At 64.9% G+C, this 18,812-nt stretch carries 14 protein-coding genes and 2 tRNA genes; 5 read left to right on the top strand and 11 right to left on the bottom strand.

Features of this window, described 5'->3' with window-relative positions; translation table 11 throughout:
• Positions 1 to 58 precede the first annotated feature (58 nt).
• The 4 genes from Q0D52_RS05645 to Q0D52_RS05630 form a co-directional block, all read right to left on the bottom strand.
• Positions 59 to 730 carry a winged helix family transcriptional regulator gene (locus tag Q0D52_RS05645; protein WP_294361547.1) on the bottom strand — a complete coding sequence of 224 codons (672 nt, stop codon included), beginning with the start codon at positions 728 to 730 and terminating at the stop codon, positions 59 to 61.
• 36 nt (positions 731 to 766) lie between these two features.
• Positions 767 to 2,110 carry a glutamine synthetase family protein gene (locus tag Q0D52_RS05640; protein ID WP_294380782.1) on the bottom strand — a complete coding sequence of 448 codons (1,344 nt, stop codon included), beginning with the start codon at positions 2,108 to 2,110 and terminating at the stop codon, positions 767 to 769.
• 237 nt (positions 2,111 to 2,347) lie between these two features.
• Complete coding sequence (locus tag Q0D52_RS05635) at positions 2,348 to 3,031, bottom strand: methionine ABC transporter permease (protein ID WP_294380780.1); 684 nt, start codon at positions 3,029 to 3,031, stop codon at positions 2,348 to 2,350.
• Positions 3,032 to 3,814 carry an ATP-binding cassette domain-containing protein gene (locus tag Q0D52_RS05630; protein ID WP_294380778.1) on the bottom strand — a complete coding sequence of 261 codons (783 nt, stop codon included), beginning with the start codon at positions 3,812 to 3,814 and terminating at the stop codon, positions 3,032 to 3,034.
• Between the two features lie 313 nt (positions 3,815 to 4,127).
• Between Q0D52_RS05630 and Q0D52_RS05625 the strand changes: the two genes are divergently transcribed.
• The 3 genes from Q0D52_RS05625 (at position 4,128) to Q0D52_RS05615 (ending at position 7,418) form a co-directional block, all read left to right on the top strand.
• The gene (locus Q0D52_RS05625; protein ID WP_294380776.1) at positions 4,128 to 5,441 is read left to right on the top strand and encodes a glycosyltransferase family 4 protein; all 1,314 of its coding nucleotides are present in this window, start codon (positions 4,128 to 4,130) and stop codon (positions 5,439 to 5,441) included.
• 94 nt (positions 5,442 to 5,535) lie between these two features.
• Entirely contained in the window at positions 5,536 to 6,819 is a 1,284-nt protein-coding gene (locus tag Q0D52_RS05620) for a DegT/DnrJ/EryC1/StrS aminotransferase family protein (RefSeq protein WP_294380774.1), read from the top strand.
• Positions 6,819 to 7,418 carry a sugar transferase gene (locus tag Q0D52_RS05615; protein ID WP_294380772.1) on the top strand — a complete coding sequence of 200 codons (600 nt, stop codon included), beginning with the start codon at positions 6,819 to 6,821 and terminating at the stop codon, positions 7,416 to 7,418. The genes Q0D52_RS05620 and Q0D52_RS05615 overlap by 1 nt, the downstream gene beginning before the upstream one ends.
• Before the next feature lie 144 nt (positions 7,419 to 7,562).
• Here the strand turns inward: Q0D52_RS05615 and trpS are convergent, their stop codons facing one another.
• Positions 7,563 to 8,609 (bottom strand): tryptophan--tRNA ligase, encoded by a 1,047-nt coding sequence (gene trpS / locus Q0D52_RS05610; RefSeq protein WP_294380771.1) that lies wholly within the window; start codon positions 8,607 to 8,609, stop codon positions 7,563 to 7,565.
• A gap of 165 nt (positions 8,610 to 8,774) precedes the next feature.
• Between trpS and Q0D52_RS05605 the strand changes: the two genes are divergently transcribed.
• Positions 8,775 to 9,413, top strand: a complete 639-nt coding sequence (locus tag Q0D52_RS05605) for a lactate utilization protein (RefSeq protein ID WP_294380769.1) — start codon at positions 8,775 to 8,777, stop codon at positions 9,411 to 9,413.
• A gap of 87 nt (positions 9,414 to 9,500) precedes the next feature.
• Here the strand turns inward: Q0D52_RS05605 and Q0D52_RS05600 are convergent.
• Together Q0D52_RS05600 and Q0D52_RS05595 are read right to left on the bottom strand one after the other, a co-directional pair.
• Positions 9,501 to 9,575, bottom strand: a tRNA-Ile gene (locus Q0D52_RS05600).
• Positions 9,576 to 9,711: 136 nt separating this feature from the next.
• Positions 9,712 to 9,786: transfer RNA gene (locus Q0D52_RS05595), tRNA-Val, on the bottom strand.
• 190 nt (positions 9,787 to 9,976) lie between these two features.
• Between Q0D52_RS05595 and Q0D52_RS05590 the strand changes: the two genes are divergently transcribed.
• Positions 9,977 to 10,633, top strand: coding sequence for a DUF6198 family protein (locus Q0D52_RS05590; protein WP_294380767.1), 657 nt, complete (start codon positions 9,977 to 9,979; stop codon positions 10,631 to 10,633).
• Positions 10,634 to 10,782: 149 nt separating this feature from the next.
• Here Q0D52_RS05590 and rlmKL read toward each other — a convergent pair whose 3' ends face one another.
• The 4 genes from rlmKL to metK all read right to left on the bottom strand — a co-directional run bounded on the left by rlmKL (position 10,783) and on the right by metK (position 18,812).
• Positions 10,783 to 13,116 carry a bifunctional 23S rRNA (guanine(2069)-N(7))-methyltransferase RlmK/23S rRNA (guanine(2445)-N(2))-methyltransferase RlmL gene (gene rlmKL, locus Q0D52_RS05585; RefSeq protein WP_294380764.1) on the bottom strand — a complete coding sequence of 778 codons (2,334 nt, stop codon included), beginning with the start codon at positions 13,114 to 13,116 and terminating at the stop codon, positions 10,783 to 10,785.
• A gap of 84 nt (positions 13,117 to 13,200) precedes the next feature.
• The gene (rpoD, locus tag Q0D52_RS05580; RefSeq protein WP_294380763.1) at positions 13,201 to 14,454 is read right to left on the bottom strand and encodes an RNA polymerase sigma factor RpoD; all 1,254 of its coding nucleotides are present in this window, start codon (positions 14,452 to 14,454) and stop codon (positions 13,201 to 13,203) included.
• 94 nt (positions 14,455 to 14,548) lie between these two features.
• Positions 14,549 to 17,107 carry a primosomal protein N' gene (priA, locus tag Q0D52_RS05575; RefSeq protein WP_294380761.1) on the bottom strand — a complete coding sequence of 853 codons (2,559 nt, stop codon included), beginning with the start codon at positions 17,105 to 17,107 and terminating at the stop codon, positions 14,549 to 14,551.
• Positions 17,108 to 17,546: 439 nt separating this feature from the next.
• Positions 17,547 to 18,812 (bottom strand): methionine adenosyltransferase, encoded by a 1,266-nt coding sequence (gene metK / locus Q0D52_RS05570; RefSeq protein WP_294380757.1) that lies wholly within the window; start codon positions 18,810 to 18,812, stop codon positions 17,547 to 17,549.

Here is an 18,812-nt window from a genome sequence, read left to right as displayed (position 1 = left end):
AAGCGGCGAAGGCGAAGCGGCGCCAACCGCATCAGACAAGCACTGTTGGCCCGTTTCGCTATGCGCTCCAAAGATAGCCGACGCCGCGCACCGTTTCCAGATGCTGCGAGAGCTCCGGTCCGAGCTTGGCGCGGACGCGCCTGACGTGCACGTCGACGGTACGGCTACCGCCGTAGTAATCGAAGCCCCACACGCGGCGCAGCAGGGCATCGCGGCTGTAGGTGCGGCCCGGATGGGTGACCAGAAACGCCAGCAGCGCATATTCGAGGTAGGTAAAGTCGAGCGGCTCCCCGCCCACCGTGACCTGGTACGTGGCCAGGTTGATGGTCATGTTGTCCACGGTCACATAATCGGTCGAGGTGCTCTCGTTGCCCGGCCACAGAAGCTGGCGGATACGCGCGGCGCACTCCTCGCTGCCGGCTCCGTGCACCACGAAATCGCTTTTCACCTGCACGGGAAGGCGAAACTCGGGAAGCTGCGCCTCGTTGACGATGACCAGAAGCGAGGCCGAGCCGTCCTCGAGCAGCACCGATTCCACCTGCGACAAGGTTGCCAGCGCATCGGCGCGCGCCTCGTAGATGACCAGGTCGTAGGAAGGATGCTGGGACAGCAGCTTCTTGAACTGCACCGAAGACCCCGCCGCTACATCGACGTCCAGGCCCGAGAGCACCTGCTGGAACTTGTGGGCGTTATCAAGGCTGTCCGCGATGAATATGACCGTTTTCCTCATTGTAAGCACACCTCCTTACGTCGCATCCGCGCACCGCTACAGAACCGCCAGGTAGCGATCAAGCTCCCAGGTGGACACGTTGGACTGGTACTCGTCCCACTCGGCCTGCTTTGCTTCGACCAGGTAATCGCAGATGTGGTCGCCAAGCGTTTCGCGCATAAGCTTCGAGCCTCTGAACAGCTCGACTGCCTGGCCGAGGCTTTCGGGAAGCGTGCGGAACCCTTGACGGCGCAGCTCCTGGCGCGATTGGGTGAACAGGTCGCGATCCTCGATGGGTGCCGGAGGCTCAAGCCCCTCCTCGATGCCCGCCAAACCCGCCGCCAGCATGACGGCGAAGGTCAGGTAAGGGTTGGCGCTGGGGTCGGGGCTGCGCAGCTCCAGGCGGCACGCCATCTCGCGATTGGGGCGATAGCCGGGCACGCGCACGAGCGTGGAGCGGTTGGCGCGGGCCCACGACAGGTAGATGGGCGCCTCGCCGCCGGCGAGCAGGCGCTTGTAGGAGTTGACGCAGGGGTTGGTAATCAGGGCGAACTCGGGCGCATACTTCAGAATGCCCGCAAGGAAGCTTTTCGCGGTGGCCGACAGATGATAGCCCTGCGGGTCCTCGGGGTCGAAGAACACGTTGCCGCCGTCGAAATCGAACAGACTCATGTGCACGTGCATGCCGCTGCCCGGGGCGTCGGTGAGGGGCTTGGGCATGAAGGAGGCGTACACGCCGTGCTTCATGGCGATCTCCTTCACCACCAGCTTGTACGTCATGACCGCATCGGCCATGGACAGCGCGTCGGTGAAGCGAAGGTCGATCTCGTGCTGGGAAGGGCCGTTCTCGTGATGGCTGTACTCCACGGGAATGCCCATCTTCTCCAGGGTGAGCACCGTGTCGCGTCGCAGGTCGCTGGCGTAATCCAAGCTGGTCAGGTCGAAATAGCCGCCGCGGTCCAAAAGCTCGGTGCCCTCGGCGTCCTTGAAGTAGTAGAACTCCACCTCGGGGCCGACGTTGAACACGTACCCCATGTCCTGCGCCTTGCCCACCACGCGCGCCAGCACATGGCGCGGGTCGCCCTCGAAGGGCTTGCCGTCGGGCGTGCGGATATCGCAGAACATGCGCGCCACAGCATTGCTCTCCGGGCGCCACGGCAGCACCTGGAACGTGGAGGCGTCGGGAAACGCCAGCATATCGGATTCCTCGGTGCGGCAGAAGCCCTCGATGCAGCTGCCGTCGAAGCCCATGCCGTCGGCGAAGGCGTCTTCAAGCTCGCTGGGGATGACGGCGAACGATTTCATGCTGCCGAGCACATCGGTGAACCAGAATCGCACGAAGTGCACATCGCGGCTTTTAATGGTTTTCAGAACGAAATCCTGCTCCGGGTTGGAAGCCATGAACGGTTCCTCCTTCACGCGCCAGGCCATGCGGCGGCGCGGATCCAAACATCTTCTAGAGGGAGATTATATCAGCGCATGTTGCAAACGCGTTACGCACCTCGCGCATTGCGAAAGCGAATAAAACCCTGGGCTTCCCATCGAAAACGGGCATAGGCCACGCAAAAGGCCGCCCCGAAAGGCGGCCTGAAAGCGGTTGAAACCCTATTACGCTGACGCGCGCTCGATGCGAACGCCCTACGACCTGCGAACGCGCTTGTCCACCACGCGGGCGACCAGGTCGCCGATGGACTGGAACACCTGCACGAGCACGACGCACAGCACGATGGAGACGATCATGACGTCGCCCAGATAACGCTGGTAGCCGTAGCGGATGGCGATGTCGCCGATGCCGCCCGCGCCGACCGCGCCGGCCATGGCGGTGTAGCCGAACAAGGTGATGACGGTGATCGACGCGCCGCGCACCAGGCTAGGCAGGCTTTCGCGCAGCATGACCTTGCACACGATCTGCCACGTGTTCGCGCCGAAGCTTTGCGCCGCCTCGACCAGGCCGCCGTCGACCTCGGCCAGGCTCTGCTCGACCATGCGGCCCACGAACGGGATGGCGGCCACCGTAAGCGGCACGATGGCGCCGGGCACGCCGAGCGAGGTTCCCACCACCACGCGCGTGAACGGGATGATGGCAACGAGCAAGATGATGAACGGTATGGAGCGGCCGACGTTGACGATCCAGCCGAGCACCGTGTTAAGAGCGCGCTGCGGCCACAGGCCGTCTTTGGCCGTGATGACCAAAAGCACGCCGAGCGGCACGCCGATGACGTAGGCGAACAGCGTGGAGGCAAGCGTCATGACGAGCGTGTCCACCGTTCCCTGGGCGAACAGCGCCCCGTATTGCGAGATGAAGTTGCTTACGTAATCCATTTAGCCCTCCTGGCCCTTCTGAGCATCGTGCTCGACCGCCGCGAGCATGTCGTCGTTGGCCAAAAGCTCGCGCGTGACGGGGCTTTGCGGGTTGCCGAACACGGCGGCGGTGGCGCCTTCCTCCACGATGCGGCCATGGTCGATGACGGCCACGCGGTTGCAGATCTTGCAGGCCACGGGCAGCGAGTGGGTGATGACCACCAAGGTGACGCCCAGCTCGCGGTTGATGTCCTGCAGAAGCTGCAGGATGGAGGCGGTGGTGCGCGTGTCAAGAGCGCTGGTGGCCTCGTCGCAGAGCATGACCTTGGGGTTGTTCGCCAGGGCGCGTGCGATGGCCACGCGCTGCTGCTGGCCGCCGGAGAGCTGGCTGGGATAGCGCTGGGCCAAGTCTGCCAAGCCCACCAGCTCGAGCAGCTCCATGGCGCGCTTGCGGGCCGTCTCGCCCTTCTCCCCGCGCAGCTCAAGCGGGAAGGTGACGTTGCGCATGACGGTGCGCTGCTGGAACAGGCTGAAGTTCTGGAAGATCATGCCCACCTGGCTGCGCAGCTCGAGCAGCGCGCGGCCGGACAGGCCCGTGATGTCGCGGCCGTCGTAGAGGATGGCGCCGTCGGTGGGGCGCTCGAGCAGGTTCAGGCAGCGGACGAGCGTCGACTTGCCGGCGCCCGAGGCGCCGATGATGCCGAACACGTCGCCATCGTTGATGGTAAGGTTCACGTTGCGCAGCGCATGATGGGCGTTATCGCCTTCGCCATACGTCTTGCACACGTGCTGCAATTGGATCATACGTTTCCCGATCACTTGGTTGGATACAACGCAATGGGCGCCAAGAGCCCTTTTTCGCGCGCGAACGCGCAACTTCTAATAATAGGCGAAGCTCAAGCCGCGCACAAGGACCGCCCTGGCGGGAGGCGCTTATCGCCGCGCGCGGGGACGGGAGGGCCGACGGCCCGAAGCGCGCCGCAACCGGGAGGGCGCATCCGCGCAAGCTCGCAGGGGCTCGCTTGCCGCCCGGGCGTCGGACGTGAATCCTACGGGGCTCGTGGGGGTTCGCTGTTCGCCGGGCGCTCGCGGCGCCAAGCTTGGTATACTTGCAGCCATGAATACGCAAACCTACACACAGCGCGCCCAGGCGCGCCCGCGCCGCCGCATCGCCGTGGTCACCATGGGCGTCAAGCTCGGCGACGAGACGCGCGGTTACACGCGCTTCCGCTTCCTGTCCGAGATGCTCGTCGAGCAGGGCTTCGACGTCGATCTGATCACCTCGTCGTTCCAGCACTGGGAAAAGGCCCCGCGCGACACCTCGAAGGCCTGCTATCAGGGCCTTCCCTACAACGTGGTGTTCATCGACGAGCCGGGCTACACGCGAAACCTCGACCTGCAGCGCATCCGCAGCCATCACGTGGCGGCGAAGAACCTGCGCGAGCACTTCGAGCGCACCGCGGGCCGCTATTCCCTGATCTACTCCGAGATCCCGCCTAACGACGTGGCGCGCGTGTGCGCGGAATACGCAACCGAGCACGGCATCCCCTACGTGGCCGACATCAACGACCTGTGGCCCGAGGCCATGCGCATGGTCGTGGACATCCCCGTGCTCAGCGACGTGGCGTTCTACCCGTTCGCGCGCGATGCGAAGCGCGTATATCAGCTGCTCTCCGGCGCCGTGGGCACCTCCGAGGAATACGCCGCACGGCCCGCGAAGGACCGCACGGCGCCCTACCCCCGTGCCACGGTGTATGTGGGCAACGACCTTGCGGCGTTCGACGAGGGCGCGCGCGAGCACATGGCGGACGTTCAAAAGCCCGAGGGCGAGCTGTGGGCCGTTTATGCCGGCACGCTCGGCGCCAGCTACGATCTGGCCACCCTTATAAAGGCGGCGGCGTTGCTGGAAAAGCGCCGTGCGGCCCACACCGCGCGCACCACCGCTGCGGGAACCGCGAAACGCCACCGCCCCTTCCCTGCTGTGAAGGTGAAGATCTTAGGCGACGGCCCCGACCGGCAGCGCCTCGAAGAGCTTGCCCGGCAGGAGAACGCCCCGGTAGACTTCCTGGGCTACCAGGACCACGGCAGCATGGCGGCATGGCTTCGCGCAAGCGACATCACCGTGAACTCCCTGGTGAAGAGCGCGGTGCAGAGCATCGTAACGAAGATCGGCGACTACCTTGCCTCCGGCAAGCCCATGATCAACACCGGCTCTTCGCCGGAATTCCGCAACAAGGTGACCACCGACGGCTTCGGGCTGAACGTGGAGGCCGAGAACCCCGAGGCGCTCGCCGACGTGCTCGAGGAGCTGGCGCGCAACCCATCGCTTCGCAAGATCATGGGGGCTCGTGGACGCGCCGTGGCAGAGCGGGAGTTCGACCAGCGAACCTCCTACCTTGCCATCGTGAATTTGCTGCGCAATCTGATGTAAACGCCGCGGTTTGCGTCATCATCGAACGAAAACCGCCTTGCGTCAGCATGCGTTCATGCACCAGACGCTTGAGCCGGATAGCTAAGGAGATACCATGTCCGAACAGATCCGCATACCGTTTTCCCCGCCCGATATCACCGAGGCCGAGATAGCCGAGGTTGCCGACGCGCTGAGAAGCGGATGGATCACCACGGGCCCGAAGACCAAGCAGCTTGAGCGCGAGCTGGCCGCCTTCCTGGGCACGCCGCGCGTGGCCTGCCTGGCATCGGCCACGGCGGCGCTCGAGTGCGCTCTGCGCGCGCTGGGCATCGGTCCGGGCGACGAGATGATCACGAGCGCCTACACCTATACCGCCAGCTGCTCGCCCATCTGCCACGTGGGTGCGACGCCCGTGCTGTGCGACGTGGCGCCCGACAGCTATGAAATGGATTACGCGCAGCTGGAAAAGCTCATCACCCCGCGCACGAAGGCCATCATCCCCGTCGATCTTGGCGGCGTCATGTGCGATTACGACGCGCTGTTCGGCGCCATCGACGCCTTCGGCGGCCCCTTCACGCCCGCGAACGCCCGTCAGCAGGCCATCGGCCGCATCGCCGTGGTCACCGACGGGGCGCATGCCCTTGGCAGCGTGCGCCACGGCAAGCGCGCCGGCCAGGTTGCCGACCTTACCACGTTCAGCTTCCACGCGGTGAAGAACTTCACCACGGCAGAAGGCGGCGCCGTCACCTGGCGTGAGGGGCTGTTCGACGCCGATGAGCTGTACCACGATTTCATGCTCATGTCGCTGCACGGCCAGTCGAAAGACGCGCTTGCCAAGACCAAGGCCGGCGCTTGGGAATACGACGTGGTCTTCCCCGGCTGGAAGTGCAACATGACCGACCTGCAGGCGGGTTTGGGCCTGGCGCAGCTGCGCCGTTACCCGGGCATGCTCGCACGCCGCCGCCAGATGGTCGCGCGCTACACGCGAAACCTTGCCGACCTTGACGCGTCCATCGTGCAGCACTACCGCGCAGCCGATGGGTCGGATGCCTGCGGCGCCGACGATGCCGCTGCACGCGCCGATGCGGGCCAAGAGTCTTCGAGCGGGCACTTGATGCTCGTGCGCCTGAACGGTTGCGGACGGCAGCTGCGCGACCGCGTCATCGAGCTGATGGCCGAGGACGGCGTTGCAACCAACGTGCACTACAAGCCGCTGCCGCTGCTCACCGCCTACCGCAACCTCGGGTTCGACATCGCCGACTTCCCCAATGCCCTGGCGCAATTCGAGAACGAGATCACGCTGCCGTTGCACACCAAGCTCTCCGATGACGACATCGACGAGGTGTGCCGTTCGCTGCACCAGGCCATCTCGCAGGCGAAGGCGGAGGACGCGCGCTAATGTACGTACGCTTCGGAAAACGAATCTGGGACATAATCATCGGGCTGATCGCGCTGCCGTTCGTGCTGCTCATCATCGCGGTGCTGGCACCGCTGATCAAGCTGGAAGACGGCGGCCCGGTGTTTTACAACGCGCCGCGCGTGGGCAAGGACGGCGTTGATTTCAAGATGTACAAGCTGCGCAGCATGCGCGTGAACGCCCCCGACCTGATCATGGAGGACGGCAGCACCTACAACGGCGCCGACGACCCCCGTATGACCAAGATCGGCGCCTTCATGCGCAAGACCAGCTTGGATGAGATGCCGCAGTTCTTCAACGTGCTGCTCGGCGATATGTCGGTGGTTGGCCCCCGCCCCGACCTACGTCGCGAGACCGAGCTCTACGAGGGCGAAGAAGGCCTGAAACTGTCGGTGAAACCGGGCATCACCGGCTACGCAGCCGTGTACGGCCGCAACTCCCTGCCCTGGAAGCAGCGCCTGTCGCTGGACGTGTACTACGTCAAGCACATCAGCTTCCTGCTGGATGCGAAGGTGTTCTTCCGCACGTTCGCCACGGTGCTCGGGCAGGAGGGCATCTACGTGGAGGATGGCGAATCGTAGCGCACGCTATGCCGCCAGCGCGCAAGCAGCACAAATCAAGCCGCAGAACCAATCGGGCCGGGCATATTGCCCGGCCCGATTCGCATAGGCGCCGATAACGCGCCTTTCATTGAAAAAGCCGCCCGAAGGCGGCTTTTCGTTTCCCTAGTACACCATGCCCATGGCTTCGCGTACTTCTTCCAGGGTTTGGTTCGCGATCTCGTTGGCGCGGCGATTGCCCTCGCGCAGGACATCCTTCACGTAGTCCATGTCGCCTGCAAGCTCCACACGACGTTCGCGGATGGGAGCCAGGAAGTCGTTCACGCTTTCGGTGACGTACTTCTTCAGCTGGCCCGAGCCGCCGTTGCCGATCTCCTCGGCGATCTCCTGCTCGCCGCGGCCGGTGCACAGCGACGCCGTAGTGATAAGGGCCGACACGCCGGGGCGGTTGTCAGGATCGAAGGTGATGAAGCGCTCGGAGTCGGTCTGGGACTTCTTGATGAGCTTCGCCGTCTCCTCTGCCGTTGCCGACAGGCTGATGGCGTTGCCGTAGCTCTTCGACATCTTGCGACCGTCAAGGCCGGGGATGAGCACGGCGTCGGTGAGCAGGCCCTCGGGCTCGGGGAACACGTGGCCGTAGCGCTCGTTGAAGCGGCGGGCGATCTGACGGGTTTGCTCGATGTGCGGCAGCTGGTCCTTGCCGACGGGCACGATGTTGCCCTTGCAGAACAGGATGTCGCACGCCTGATGCACGGGATAGGTGAGCAACAGGCCGGTGAGCGCGTGGCCGGAGGCCTCCTGCTCGGACTTCACCGTGGGGTTGCGCTCAAGCTCGGCCTCGGTGCACAGGGAAAGGAACGGCAGCATGAGCTGGTTGAGCGCCGGCACCTGCGAGTGGGTGAAGATGATGGTCTTCTCCGGGTCGATGCCGCAGGCCAGGTAGTCGATGACCATGTTGTAGACGTTGTCCTGGATATTTGCCGTGGTGTCACGGTCGGTGATGACCTGGTAGTCGGCGATGATCACGCGGGAGGTGACGCCAAGGTTCTGCAGCGCCACGCGCTCGCGGATGGTGCCAAAGTAATGGCCCAGATGCAGCCTGCCCGTGGGGCGGTCGCCCGTGAGCATGCAGTATTTGCCGGGGTTAACGGAAAGGTCGGCGCGAATCTCATCGCTGCGTTTTTTGCTGGCTTCGAAGCTATCGCCCATCATGCCCTCACATTCATAGTTAGGCGGGAATTCAGTAGTTGTTCCAGTATAGCGCTTATGCCCTGCGCGGGCGCGAACCATCTGAGGCCGTTTTCCAGCCGCCATGCAACCGCGCGATGAAACGTGGCACAATGGGAACCATCCGCCAGACGAGAGAAGGAGCGCACCATGGAAAACCCCCGCATGACCGCATTCGCGCAAACGGCGAAAACCATCATCAAGCAGCTTGAGCGGCGCAACATGGAAGGCTATTTTTGCGAAACCTCCGCCGAAGCCGTGGAGCTGGTGCGCAAGCTGGTGCCCGCCGGCGCCTCCATCGCCTGGGGCGGCACGCAAACGTTTGGGGAAACGGGCGTGAAGGCAATGCTGGAAGCCGGCGATTACCGGATGCTCGACCGCTCGAAGGCGACCACGCCCGAACAGACGCATGAGATCATTCTGCAGCAACTGGCCAGCGACTGCTTCTTCATGAGCGCGAACGCCATCACGCGAAAAGGCGAGCTGGTCAACATCGACGGCAACTCCAACCGCCTTGCCTGCCTGCTGTACGGGCCGCGCGAGGTGTTCGTGCTGGTAGGCATGAACAAAGTGGTGGAGGACGTGGACGCCGGCATCAAGCGCATCCATACCATGGCGTGCCCGCCGAATGCCGCGCGCCTGCACACGGATACGCCCTGCGAACGCACGGGCGTTTGCGGTAACTGCCACGAGCCCGGATGCATGTGCTGCAACGTGGTGGTAACGCGCCACAGCCGCGAAACCGGGCGCATCAAGGTGACCTTGATCGCCGAGGACCTTGGGTTCTAGGCAGCTAGCAGCCGAATCGAACCGCGTTCCAAACCAGAAAGATGAAAAGAAAAGGCCAACGGGACAAGCCGTTGGCCTTAGATGTTTTGGTGGGCCCGCCCGGATTCGAACCGAGAACCAAAGGATTATGAGTCCCCTGCTCCACCGTTGAGCTACAGGCCCGTATTGAAGGCGCCGATCGCGTTTGCGACACGCACCGCGTCGTACTTGAAGCGGCAAACGAAAGCCGGACGCAAACCGACTTCGACGCATTTGAAAGAAAAAGGCCGGAACCACTTGATTCCGGCCTTGTCATTCGTGGTGGTCGCTACAGGATTTGAACCTGTGACCCCCGCCGTGTGAAGGCGATGCTCTCCCGCTGAGCCAAGCGACCGTGTTGCGTACTTCGTAGCGCGCTCGATATATAATACGGGAAGGTGCCCTACCGCGCAACCCCCAATTTGAACTTTTTTGAAAAAGTCAGCTTGCAGCGAAACCCCGCTATACCTACAATCAATATAGGGTTTTGGCTAGACACTTTATGACGCGATGCCAACCCCCACCCTCCAACAGAAAGAAGAAGCATGAAGCAACACCTAGCGCCGCGCTGGTGCCTGCTTGCCATCGGAATCGTCGTCATGGCCGCAGGCATCGTCATCGTCACAAAATCGGCTACGGGGAACACCCCCATATCATCAACGGGATACGTGCTCAGCGTGGCCTTCCCGAGCGTCTCGTACGGCGTATTCATGTTCTTCTGGAACATCCTGCTGCTGCTTGGTCAGGTAATCATCCTGCGCCGCCGATTCCAGCCCTTGGCGTTGCTGCAAATCCCCATCAGCGTGCTGTTCAGCCTGAGCATCGATGGGTTCGCCAGCCTGCTTTCCTGGTTCGCGCCCGCGAACTACGCCGAATCCCTGGGCATGCTCGCCCTCGGCATTCTCACGCTTGCTGCGGGCGTCTCGTGCACGGTAGTGGCGAACGTTGCCATGAACTGCGGAGAAGCCTTGGTTGCCGCCATCACCTCGAAAACCGGATGGAACTTCGGCCACACCAAGGTCGGGTTCGATATCAGCTGCGTCATCATAGCCTGCGCGGTCTCGCTTATCACCATGGGGAACGTGACAGGCGTCCGCGAGGGCACCGTGGCAGCGGCGGTCCTCACCGGATTCGTCGTGAACTTCTTCGTGCGCAAGATGGGCGGCGCACGGCCTCCCCTAAAAGCGGGCGGGAAAGCATAACGGGTCGCAAAGCCCAAAACACAGCGCGCAATCACCGTGCGAAACACGATGCAGGAAACGACAAGGGGCTTGAAAGCGATACGGCTTTCAAGCCCCTTCCCTATGTATCGCTATCCGAGCGATTTATCGCCAATCCACCGGCGCTCGGCCTACGCGCGCTTCACCAGGTAGCACTTGTGGATGCGCGGATTGCGCTCGAAATCGTGCGGAATGGTCTGCGCCGTGATGTCCTCGAGCGCAACCCCGTACTTGTCCAGCTGCTCCATGTCGGGCTTGAACGAGCGAAGGTTGCAGCTGAACACCGCCGTGCCCTCCTTGGTGAGCAGGCGCGATACGCCCACCAGCAACTCGACGTGGTCGCGCTGCACGTCCCAGGTGCGCTTGCCCATGGACTTCGAGTTGCTGAACGTGGGCGGGTCCACGAAGATCAGGTCGAAGCGGCGCGGGCTGCGGCGGCAATCGGTGATCCAGTTCATCACATCGCCGCGCTCGAAGCTGTGCGCACGCCCGGTGAACCCGTTTTGCTCCATGTTGCGCTCGGCCCAATCCAAGTAGGTCTGCGAAAGGTCGACCGTGACGGTTTCCACCGCCCCGCCCGCCGCAGCCTGCACCGTAGCCGAGCCCGTATAAGCGAACAGGTTGAGGAAGCGCTTGCCCGCTGCCATCTTGCGCACCATGGCGCGCGTGTCGCGATGGTCGAGGAACAGGCCCGTGTCCAAGTAGCCGGCAAGGTCCACCTCGAGCAGGCACCCCTCTTCGTCGACGTGCGTGACGTAGTTGCGCTTTCCCGCACCACGATACTGCCCGCCGCCCTTGTCATGGCAGCGCACCTTGGAGAACACGTGGTCGGGGCGAACGCCCAGGACCACGGGCGCCAGCGTGAGGATATCGTCGAAGCGACGGCGCGCCTTATCGGGGTCGATGGAACGCGGCGGAGCGTATTCGGCGACATGCAGGTACGTGTTGCCCGCGGCCTGGCCGGCACCGGTGTAAACGTCGATGGCGGCGGAATAATCCGGCAAGTCGGCATCGTAGACGCGATAGCACGTAACGCCTTCGCGACGAGCCCACTTGCGGCGCTCCTTGGCAACCTTGCGCAAACGGTCGGCGAACTGCTGCGAGGATTCCTCGAACACCTCCACCTTGTGCTCCGCACCGCCGTGGGCATCGGGAACCACGGCCTGGCCAAGCTGGGCCGGGGGTCGCATGAACAGCAACACCTGGGTTTCCACGCGTCCGCGGCCGAAGCGCAGCGTGTCGGCCGCGTCGACGCCGAAGCGGCCCTGCACGCCTTCTCCACCGGCGACGGCATATAGGCTGCCCGCCGGAACCGCCGCCGCGGCCTTCACGAACGCCGCGGCCTCCGCCTGGGCGCGGGCCTCGGACTGGATGCGGTCGCCCGCTGGCATGTTAGATGCCACCAGACACGGGCACAGCTTGTCCTGGCCGTTGCCGGCGGCACGCCTGCTCTGCAGCCGCTCGGCCACGTCGCACGCGCGCTTGGCCATTTCGGCCACGGTATGCGCATCCCCTAGCTCGATGCTGACCACCTGGCGCAGGCCGGCGCGCTTGGCACGGTTGCGGGCACGGGCGATGGCGGGGCTGGAATTGGTTGCGCCCACGATGCGCACGCGCTCAAGGTCGGGGCGATCGGAAGCCGAGGCATTCGCCGCACCGGCGCCGCCGACGGCCTCCAGGCCTTCCTCGAAGCGCTCGTCGGCCTCGTCGAGCAAACGGTTCCAAGCCTGCTCGTCGAATGCGGCCCAGCCCATGAAGCCCCAGCGGCTGCGCGCCAGGCCCGGGGCCATATCGCAGGCCGCCGCGGCGGCCTCCACCACCAGCGAGCCGTCGCCGCACGCCGGGTCCACCAATGCGGCGCCGTCGCGCATGCCGTCCCATTCGCACATGGCCAAAACGCCCGCGGACAGGGCGCACTCCAGCGGTGCGTCCTGACCCGCATCGGGCTCCAGGTACGGGCGCGCATACAGCGATTCGCCGGACAGGTCCAGCGAGACGGTGGCACGGCTGTCGCGGATGCGCACGTCGATGTTGGCGTCGGCGTTGGCGCTATCCACATCGGGGCGCGAGCCCGTGCGCTCCCTAAGCGCATCGCAGATGCCGTCCTTGACCTTCAGCTCGGTGAAGTGCGTGTTGCGAAGCTCCTCGTTCATGCCATGAGCGCGAACGGCGATGCTGGCACCGGGAGCGATGACCTCATGCCAGGGAATACGGCGGATGCCCTCGTACAGCAGGCTGGCATCGCCGGCGTTCACGCGCTTGACCACCAGCGTGACGCGCGAGGCCAAACGCGACCACAGGCACACGCGCTGGGCCACGGCCGCCGTGCCGAAGAACGCCACGCCGCCGTGCAGCGGGCGGATGCGGCGACCGCGCAGGCGCTTGAGCTCATCGGCAAGGTATTGCTCGAACCCGGCCAAGCAGCTGGCGAAGAACTCGTATTCATCGTATGCGGGAGAAGTCATCTGGGTGCCTTTCATGGGCGATGGGTCTAGCTAGGGGCGTTGGCCGCCCGAAAAGAAACGCGGGCCTTTCGACCCGCGTTACCGTTAATCTTCCAGGTAATCCTTCAGCTTGCTGGAGCGGGAAGGATGACGCAGCTTGGCAAGCGTCTTGCTCTCGATCTGGCGGATGCGCTCGCGCGTGACGCCGAACTCGCGGCCGACCTCCTCGAGCGTGCGAGGATGACCGTCCTCCAAGCCGAAGCGCAGGCTGATGACCTTGCGCTCGCGCTCGGCAAGGCCGTCGAGCACCTTGGACAGCTGCTCTTGGAGCATGCTGAAGCTGGCGGCATCGGGCGGCACCACGGCGGCGTCGTCCTCGATGAAGTCGCCGAGCTGGGAATCCTCTTCCTCGCCGATGGGCGTTTCCAGGGAAACGGGCTCCTGGCTGATCTTCTGGATCTCACGCACGCGCTCGGCGGGCAGGCCCATCTCCTTGCCGATCTCCTCGGGCGTTGGCTCGCGGCCGAGCTCCTGCAGAAGCTGGCGCTGGATACGGACGAGCTTGTTGATGGTTTCCACCATGTGCACCGGGATGCGGATGGTGCGCGCCTGATCGGCGATGGCACGGGTGATTGCCTGACGGATCCACCACGTGGCGTACGTGGAGAACTTGAAGCCCTTCGTGTAGTCGAACTTCTCGACGGCGCGGATCAGGCCCAGATTGCCTTCCTGGATAAGGTCCAAGAACAGCATGCCGCGGCCCACGTAGCGCTTGGCGATGGAAACGACCAGACGCAGGTTCGCCTCGATGAGCTGCTGCTTGGCATCGATGCCCACCTGCTCCACGCGGCCAAGACGGCGCTTCTCGCGACGCTCGAGTTCGCGGCCCTCCTCCTCAGCCTTATCAAGCTCGGCCGCGGCGGCAACGCCGGCCTCAATCTTCATGGCCAGGTCGATCTCCTCTGCGGCGGTGAGCAGGGGGACCTTGCCGATTTCCTTGAGATACATACGCACCGGGTCGCCGGTGAGCATGGTGACGTTGGCGGCCTCGTTGCGCTTGCGCACCGAGCTGCGGGTCTTCTTCGTGCGCACCTTGGGCAGCGACACATCGGAAGCGGCCTTGAGCTCCTCCTCGGGGATGCCCTCGAGCAGGTCCTGCTCCTCGCCGTCCTCGTTGATGTTGGACTCCGGCTTCTCGTCGGATGCCGCCTCGGTGCTGCTCATATCGGGCTCGACGTCGTCGGCGTCGAGCACGTCCTCGTCCTCAAGCACCTCGTCGACCACCGCGGGGGCAGCGGCCTGCTTCGCGGATTTCGCGGTCTTTGAAGCGGTTGCTTGGTTCTTCGAAGCTTGAGCCACGTGTTCTTCCTTTCGACAGGATAAAAAACGCGCCTATTGCCATTCCGCAAATGGGCGCAAATATGCATCAAATTAAGATAGCATAATCCCCACGTCAGAGCAAGTCATCGGGATCGACGTCCACGGCGACGTTCACCCACTTGTCAGCCTTGCGGCGGCGGAACACCGGCAGCAGCACCGCGGACACGTCGGCGTCGGCGGGGCACTTGACCACCACGTGCCAGCGATACGTGTTGCGCAGCTTCGCCAGCACGCACGGGGTTGCCGGCAGCACGCTCCACCCGTCGCCGCCGAACGCGCGCGCCTGCTCGGCAAGCTCGCCCGCAAGCTCGCGGGCGAGCGCCGCCACGTCGGCCTCGTGGGCGCCCCATACCAACACGTTTGCCATGCGCACGTACGGCGGGTACCCGAGCATCTTGCGCTTGGGCAGCTCGTCTCGCAAGAACAGCGCACGGTCGTAGCGCGCCGCGGCGCGGATGGGCGCGGCATCGGCCTCGTAGGTCTGCACGAGCACGCGCCCGGGCAGCTGCGCGCGGCCGGCACGGCCGGCCACCTGCTCGATCAGGTCGAACGTGCGCTCGTGGGCGCGGAAATCGGGCAGCTGCAGCTGCGTGTCGGCATTAATGACCCCCACCAGCGTGACGTCGTCGAAGTCAAGGCCCTTCGCAATCATCTGCGTACCCAGAAGCACCGCGGCCTGCGCCGCCGCGAACTGCTCGAGCAGGCGCTCGTGCGCTCCCTTCCCGCCGGTAGTGTCGGCATCCATGCGGATGATGGGCACGCCCGCCCCCACCCCGGGCATGGCGTCGAGCACGCAGCGCAGCTCGTCTTCGACGCGCTGCGTTCCTGCGCCGAACTTCTTCAGATAGGGGCTCGAGCACTCCGGGCACACCGCCGGCGACGCCTGCCGGTAGCCGCAATGGTGGCACGCCAAGAAGTTGCCGCGCTCATGGTAGGTGAGCGACGTATCGCAGTGCGGGCATTTTGGCACGAAGCCGCATTCGCGGCACAGCAAGAACTTCGCGAAACCGCGCTGGTTGAGCAGAAGCACCGCTTTGCGCCCCTGCGAAAGCTCCTCTTGCAAGGCGCGCGTAAGGGCGGCCGAGAACATGGAACGAGAACCTTCGGCGAACTCGCGCGCCATGTCCACCACGCGGATGTCGGGCATCGGTCTGCCGTTGGCGCGCTCAGGCAGGAGAACCTGGGTCCAGCGCGGATGCTTCGCGCACCGGTAAAGCGCCTCGATCGAGGGCGTGGCGCTGCCGAGCACTACCGCAGCGCCGCTGCGACGGGCCATCCAGCACGCGACCTCGCGCGCATGGTAGCGCGGCGCGCTGTCCTGCTTGTAGCTGCCCTCGTGTTCCTCGTCGATGACGTAGAGGCCCACGTTGGCAAGCGGGGTGAACAGGGCGCTGCGGGCGCCCACCACCACACGGGCCGCGCCGCTGCGTATGAAATCCCATTGGTCGTAGCGCTCACCGGCAGACATGCGCGAATGCATGACCGCCACGGTATCGCCGAAGCGGCCGCGGAAACGCCCTACCGTCTGCGGGGTAAGCGAGATCTCGGGCACGAGCACGCACGCCGTGCGGCCCTGCGCCAGGACCCGCTCAATGGCCTGCAGATATACCTCGGTCTTGCCCGAGCCCGTGACGCCGTCGACGAGCACCACATGACCGTCGGCGGCATCGCAGGCGGCGGCTATCGCGCTAAGCGCCTGCGCTTGGCCCGGAGTGAGCTGCGGCTTCGGCGAGGGAGCATGCGCTACGTTTTCGCCGCCGACCGCCAGGTCGGTATCGTCGGCGCACGACTGCCCTGCATGGCCTTCGCAAGCCGTCGCGAAGCCGGCGGCTCCCTCCTCGACGACGCCCCCGCCAGCGGCCTCCCCGAAGCCGACCGCCTCTTCGCCAGCCACGCCCCCGAAAGCACCCGAAACCGCGCGCTGCGCGATGCGCGCCGCGTCTTCGGAAAACCCGCGCATACGGCGACGATGCTCGATGACGACCGCGCCCTTCGCCTCCAAGGCCTTAAGCGTGGAAGACACCGAGCCCATTTGCGCAGTTAGCTCGCTGACGCGCAGCTGCCCGCCGCGCAACGCCTCCATGACCGCGACCTGCTTGACGGCGTTTGCGCGGGGTGTGAACTCGGAAAACGCCGAGCCAGCGACCACCCAGCGATCGTCGACCTGGCCGACCGCGGGCTGCTCGAGGCGCCAACGGCCATCGCGCCCGTGCACCATGCGCGGCACGCCGCCGGGCGGCGTGAACAAGCGCACGCACGCCGACAACGGCGCAATATAGCGTTCGGAGAGCCACTGGGCGCACGCAGCGCCCTCTTCGTCGAAGTACGGCTGGCTGACGGCGCGCTCGATCGCCTTGAGCTTGCCCGCATCGATGCCCTGCGGCCACTGCGGCCCGCCGGGCTGCCCGTATTCGCCGAGCGACACCACGAAGCCCACGGCGCGCCGGTGACCGAACGGCACCAGCACCGCGCAACCCACCGAGATGGCGAAATCGCGCCCGAGCGGACCGTCGTCGCAATCGCCCGCGCCTTCGCATGCGGCGGCGAACAGCCCCTCCTCGGGGACTGCATAGGTATAAGGCGCATCGAGCGCCTGCGTAGGTATGTCCAAGATCACAGATGCCAGTTTCATAGCGCACCAGTATACCAGCGTTTCGCGGAAAGTCTTCGAAAAGGCGAACAGATATACGCTTTTCGGGAACCGATTGCGAGCACGCAGCAACCCCTCCCGTCAGTCCCAAATGCCAATCGGCACCGCGCCCGTTTAATAATGAAGGCGAAGCAACGTCCGCACGCACCTGCACGGCGAGCGTCCCCACGGCGGCCGCCCCACAGCAAATCCGCAACATAGAAAAGCCCGCCGGGCAAGCGCTTGGAATAGCCCGGAACCCCAGGCTATGCCGCGCTCGCTTCCAGCGGGCTTTCCCTCCTTTGAAGCACCGATCGCGCCCGCCGCCTTCCGCAGCGAGCACCCCGGCTGATCCCGGCCCGGCGTCGTTTCCCAGCATACGCCGCAATCGTCGCAAGCCAGTCACGCGCCTCGCCCTTCTGCCGAAGGGGGCCGGAAACACTTACTCCAGGCCGCAGGCCTTGCGCAGCGCGTCCGCACGGCCGGTGGCTTCCCAGGTGAACTCGGGAAGCTCGCGGCCGAAGTGGCCATAGGCGGCCGTCTTGCGGTAAATGGGGCGGCGCAAGTCCAAATCGTCGATGATGGCACCGGGGCGCAGATCGAACACCTCGCCGATGGCGCGCTCGATATCGGCCACGGGCACGCACTCGGTGCCGAACGTGTCGACCATGACCGACACGGGGCGGGCCATGCCGATAGCGTAGGCCACCTGCACCTCGCAACGATGCGCCAGACCCGCGGCAACCACGTTCTTGGCAACCCAGCGGGCGGCGTAGGCCGCGGAGCGGTCGACCTTCGTGCAATCCTTGCCGCTGAATGCGCCGCCGCCGTGACGGCCCATGCCGCCGTAGGTGTCGACGATGATCTTACGGCCGGTCAAGCCGCAGTCGCCCATGGGGCCGCCGATGACGAAGCGGCCAGTGGGGTTGATGTGGATGCCAGCGTTGGGGGCAAGCTCCACGCCCTCGCGCTCGAGCACGGGGCGGATGACGTTGGCCTCGATCTCGGCGCGCAGCTGCTCGGTGGAGATCTCCTCGGAATGCTGCGTGGAAACCACGACCTTCTCCACGTTGACGGGCTTGTCGTCGGTGTAGCGGACCGAGACCTGGGTCTTGCCGTCGGGACGCAGGTAGGGCATGGTGCCGTCCTTGCGCACCGCGGCCAACTGCTCGGCCATGCGCTGTGCCAGGTAGATGGGCATGGGCATGAGCGTGGACGTCTCGTCGCAAGCGTAGCCGAACATCATGCCCTGGTCGCCGGCGCCGACCTTCTCGTAGGGGTCGTCACCCGCCTGGCCGTGCTGGGCCTCGTAGCTCTCATCGACGCCCTGGGCGATATCGGGGCTTTGGTCGTGGATGGCGTTGAGCACGCCGCAGGTATCGCAGTCGAAGCCGTACTTCGCGCGATCGTAGCCGATCTCGCGCAGCACCTCGCGCGCGAGCGCGGGCACGTCGACGTAGGCCTGGGTGCGGATCTCGCCGGCAACGATGATCATGCCCGTGGTGGCCATGGTCTCGCAGGCGCAGCGAACCTGCGTGGGGTCGGCAGGTTGGCCGGACGGGGAAACGTAGCCCTGCCCGGACAGCTCGATCTCCTTTTCCAGGATGGCATCGAGCACGGCGTCGGAAATCTGGTCGCACACCTTATCGGGATGACCCTCGGTGACGGACTCGGACGTGAACAGGTAAGAAGAATGCGCGTTGGCCAT

The organism is uncultured Senegalimassilia sp. (assembly GCF_934630535.1).
Taxonomy (GTDB): Bacteria; Actinomycetota; Coriobacteriia; order Coriobacteriales; family Eggerthellaceae; genus Senegalimassilia.
This window is presented reverse-complemented; position numbering and strand designations above follow the sequence as displayed.

Coding starts and splice junctions, on each gene's coding strand:
- Q0D52_RS05645 (WP_294361547.1), bottom strand. CDS start 730: ATGAGGAAAACGGTCATATTCATCGCGGACAGCCTTGATAACGCCCAC.
- Q0D52_RS05640 (WP_294380782.1), bottom strand. CDS start 2,110: ATGGCTTCCAACCCGGAGCAGGATTTCGTTCTGAAAACCATTAAAAGC.
- Q0D52_RS05635 (WP_294380780.1), bottom strand. CDS start 3,031: ATGGATTACGTAAGCAACTTCATCTCGCAATACGGGGCGCTGTTCGCC.
- Q0D52_RS05630 (WP_294380778.1), bottom strand. CDS start 3,814: ATGATCCAATTGCAGCACGTGTGCAAGACGTATGGCGAAGGCGATAAC.
- Q0D52_RS05625 (WP_294380776.1), top strand. CDS start 4,128: ATGAATACGCAAACCTACACACAGCGCGCCCAGGCGCGCCCGCGCCGC.
- Q0D52_RS05620 (WP_294380774.1), top strand. CDS start 5,536: ATGTCCGAACAGATCCGCATACCGTTTTCCCCGCCCGATATCACCGAG.
- Q0D52_RS05615 (WP_294380772.1), top strand. CDS start 6,819: ATGTACGTACGCTTCGGAAAACGAATCTGGGACATAATCATCGGGCTG.
- trpS (WP_294380771.1), bottom strand. CDS start 8,609: ATGATGGGCGATAGCTTCGAAGCCAGCAAAAAACGCAGCGATGAGATT.
- Q0D52_RS05605 (WP_294380769.1), top strand. CDS start 8,775: ATGGAAAACCCCCGCATGACCGCATTCGCGCAAACGGCGAAAACCATC.
- Q0D52_RS05590 (WP_294380767.1), top strand. CDS start 9,977: ATGAAGCAACACCTAGCGCCGCGCTGGTGCCTGCTTGCCATCGGAATC.
- rlmKL (WP_294380764.1), bottom strand. CDS start 13,116: ATGACTTCTCCCGCATACGATGAATACGAGTTCTTCGCCAGCTGCTTG.
- priA (WP_294380761.1), bottom strand. CDS start 17,107: ATGAAACTGGCATCTGTGATCTTGGACATACCTACGCAGGCGCTCGAT.
- metK (WP_294380757.1), bottom strand. CDS start 18,812: ATGGCCAACGCGCATTCTTCTTACCTGTTCACGTCCGAGTCCGTCACC.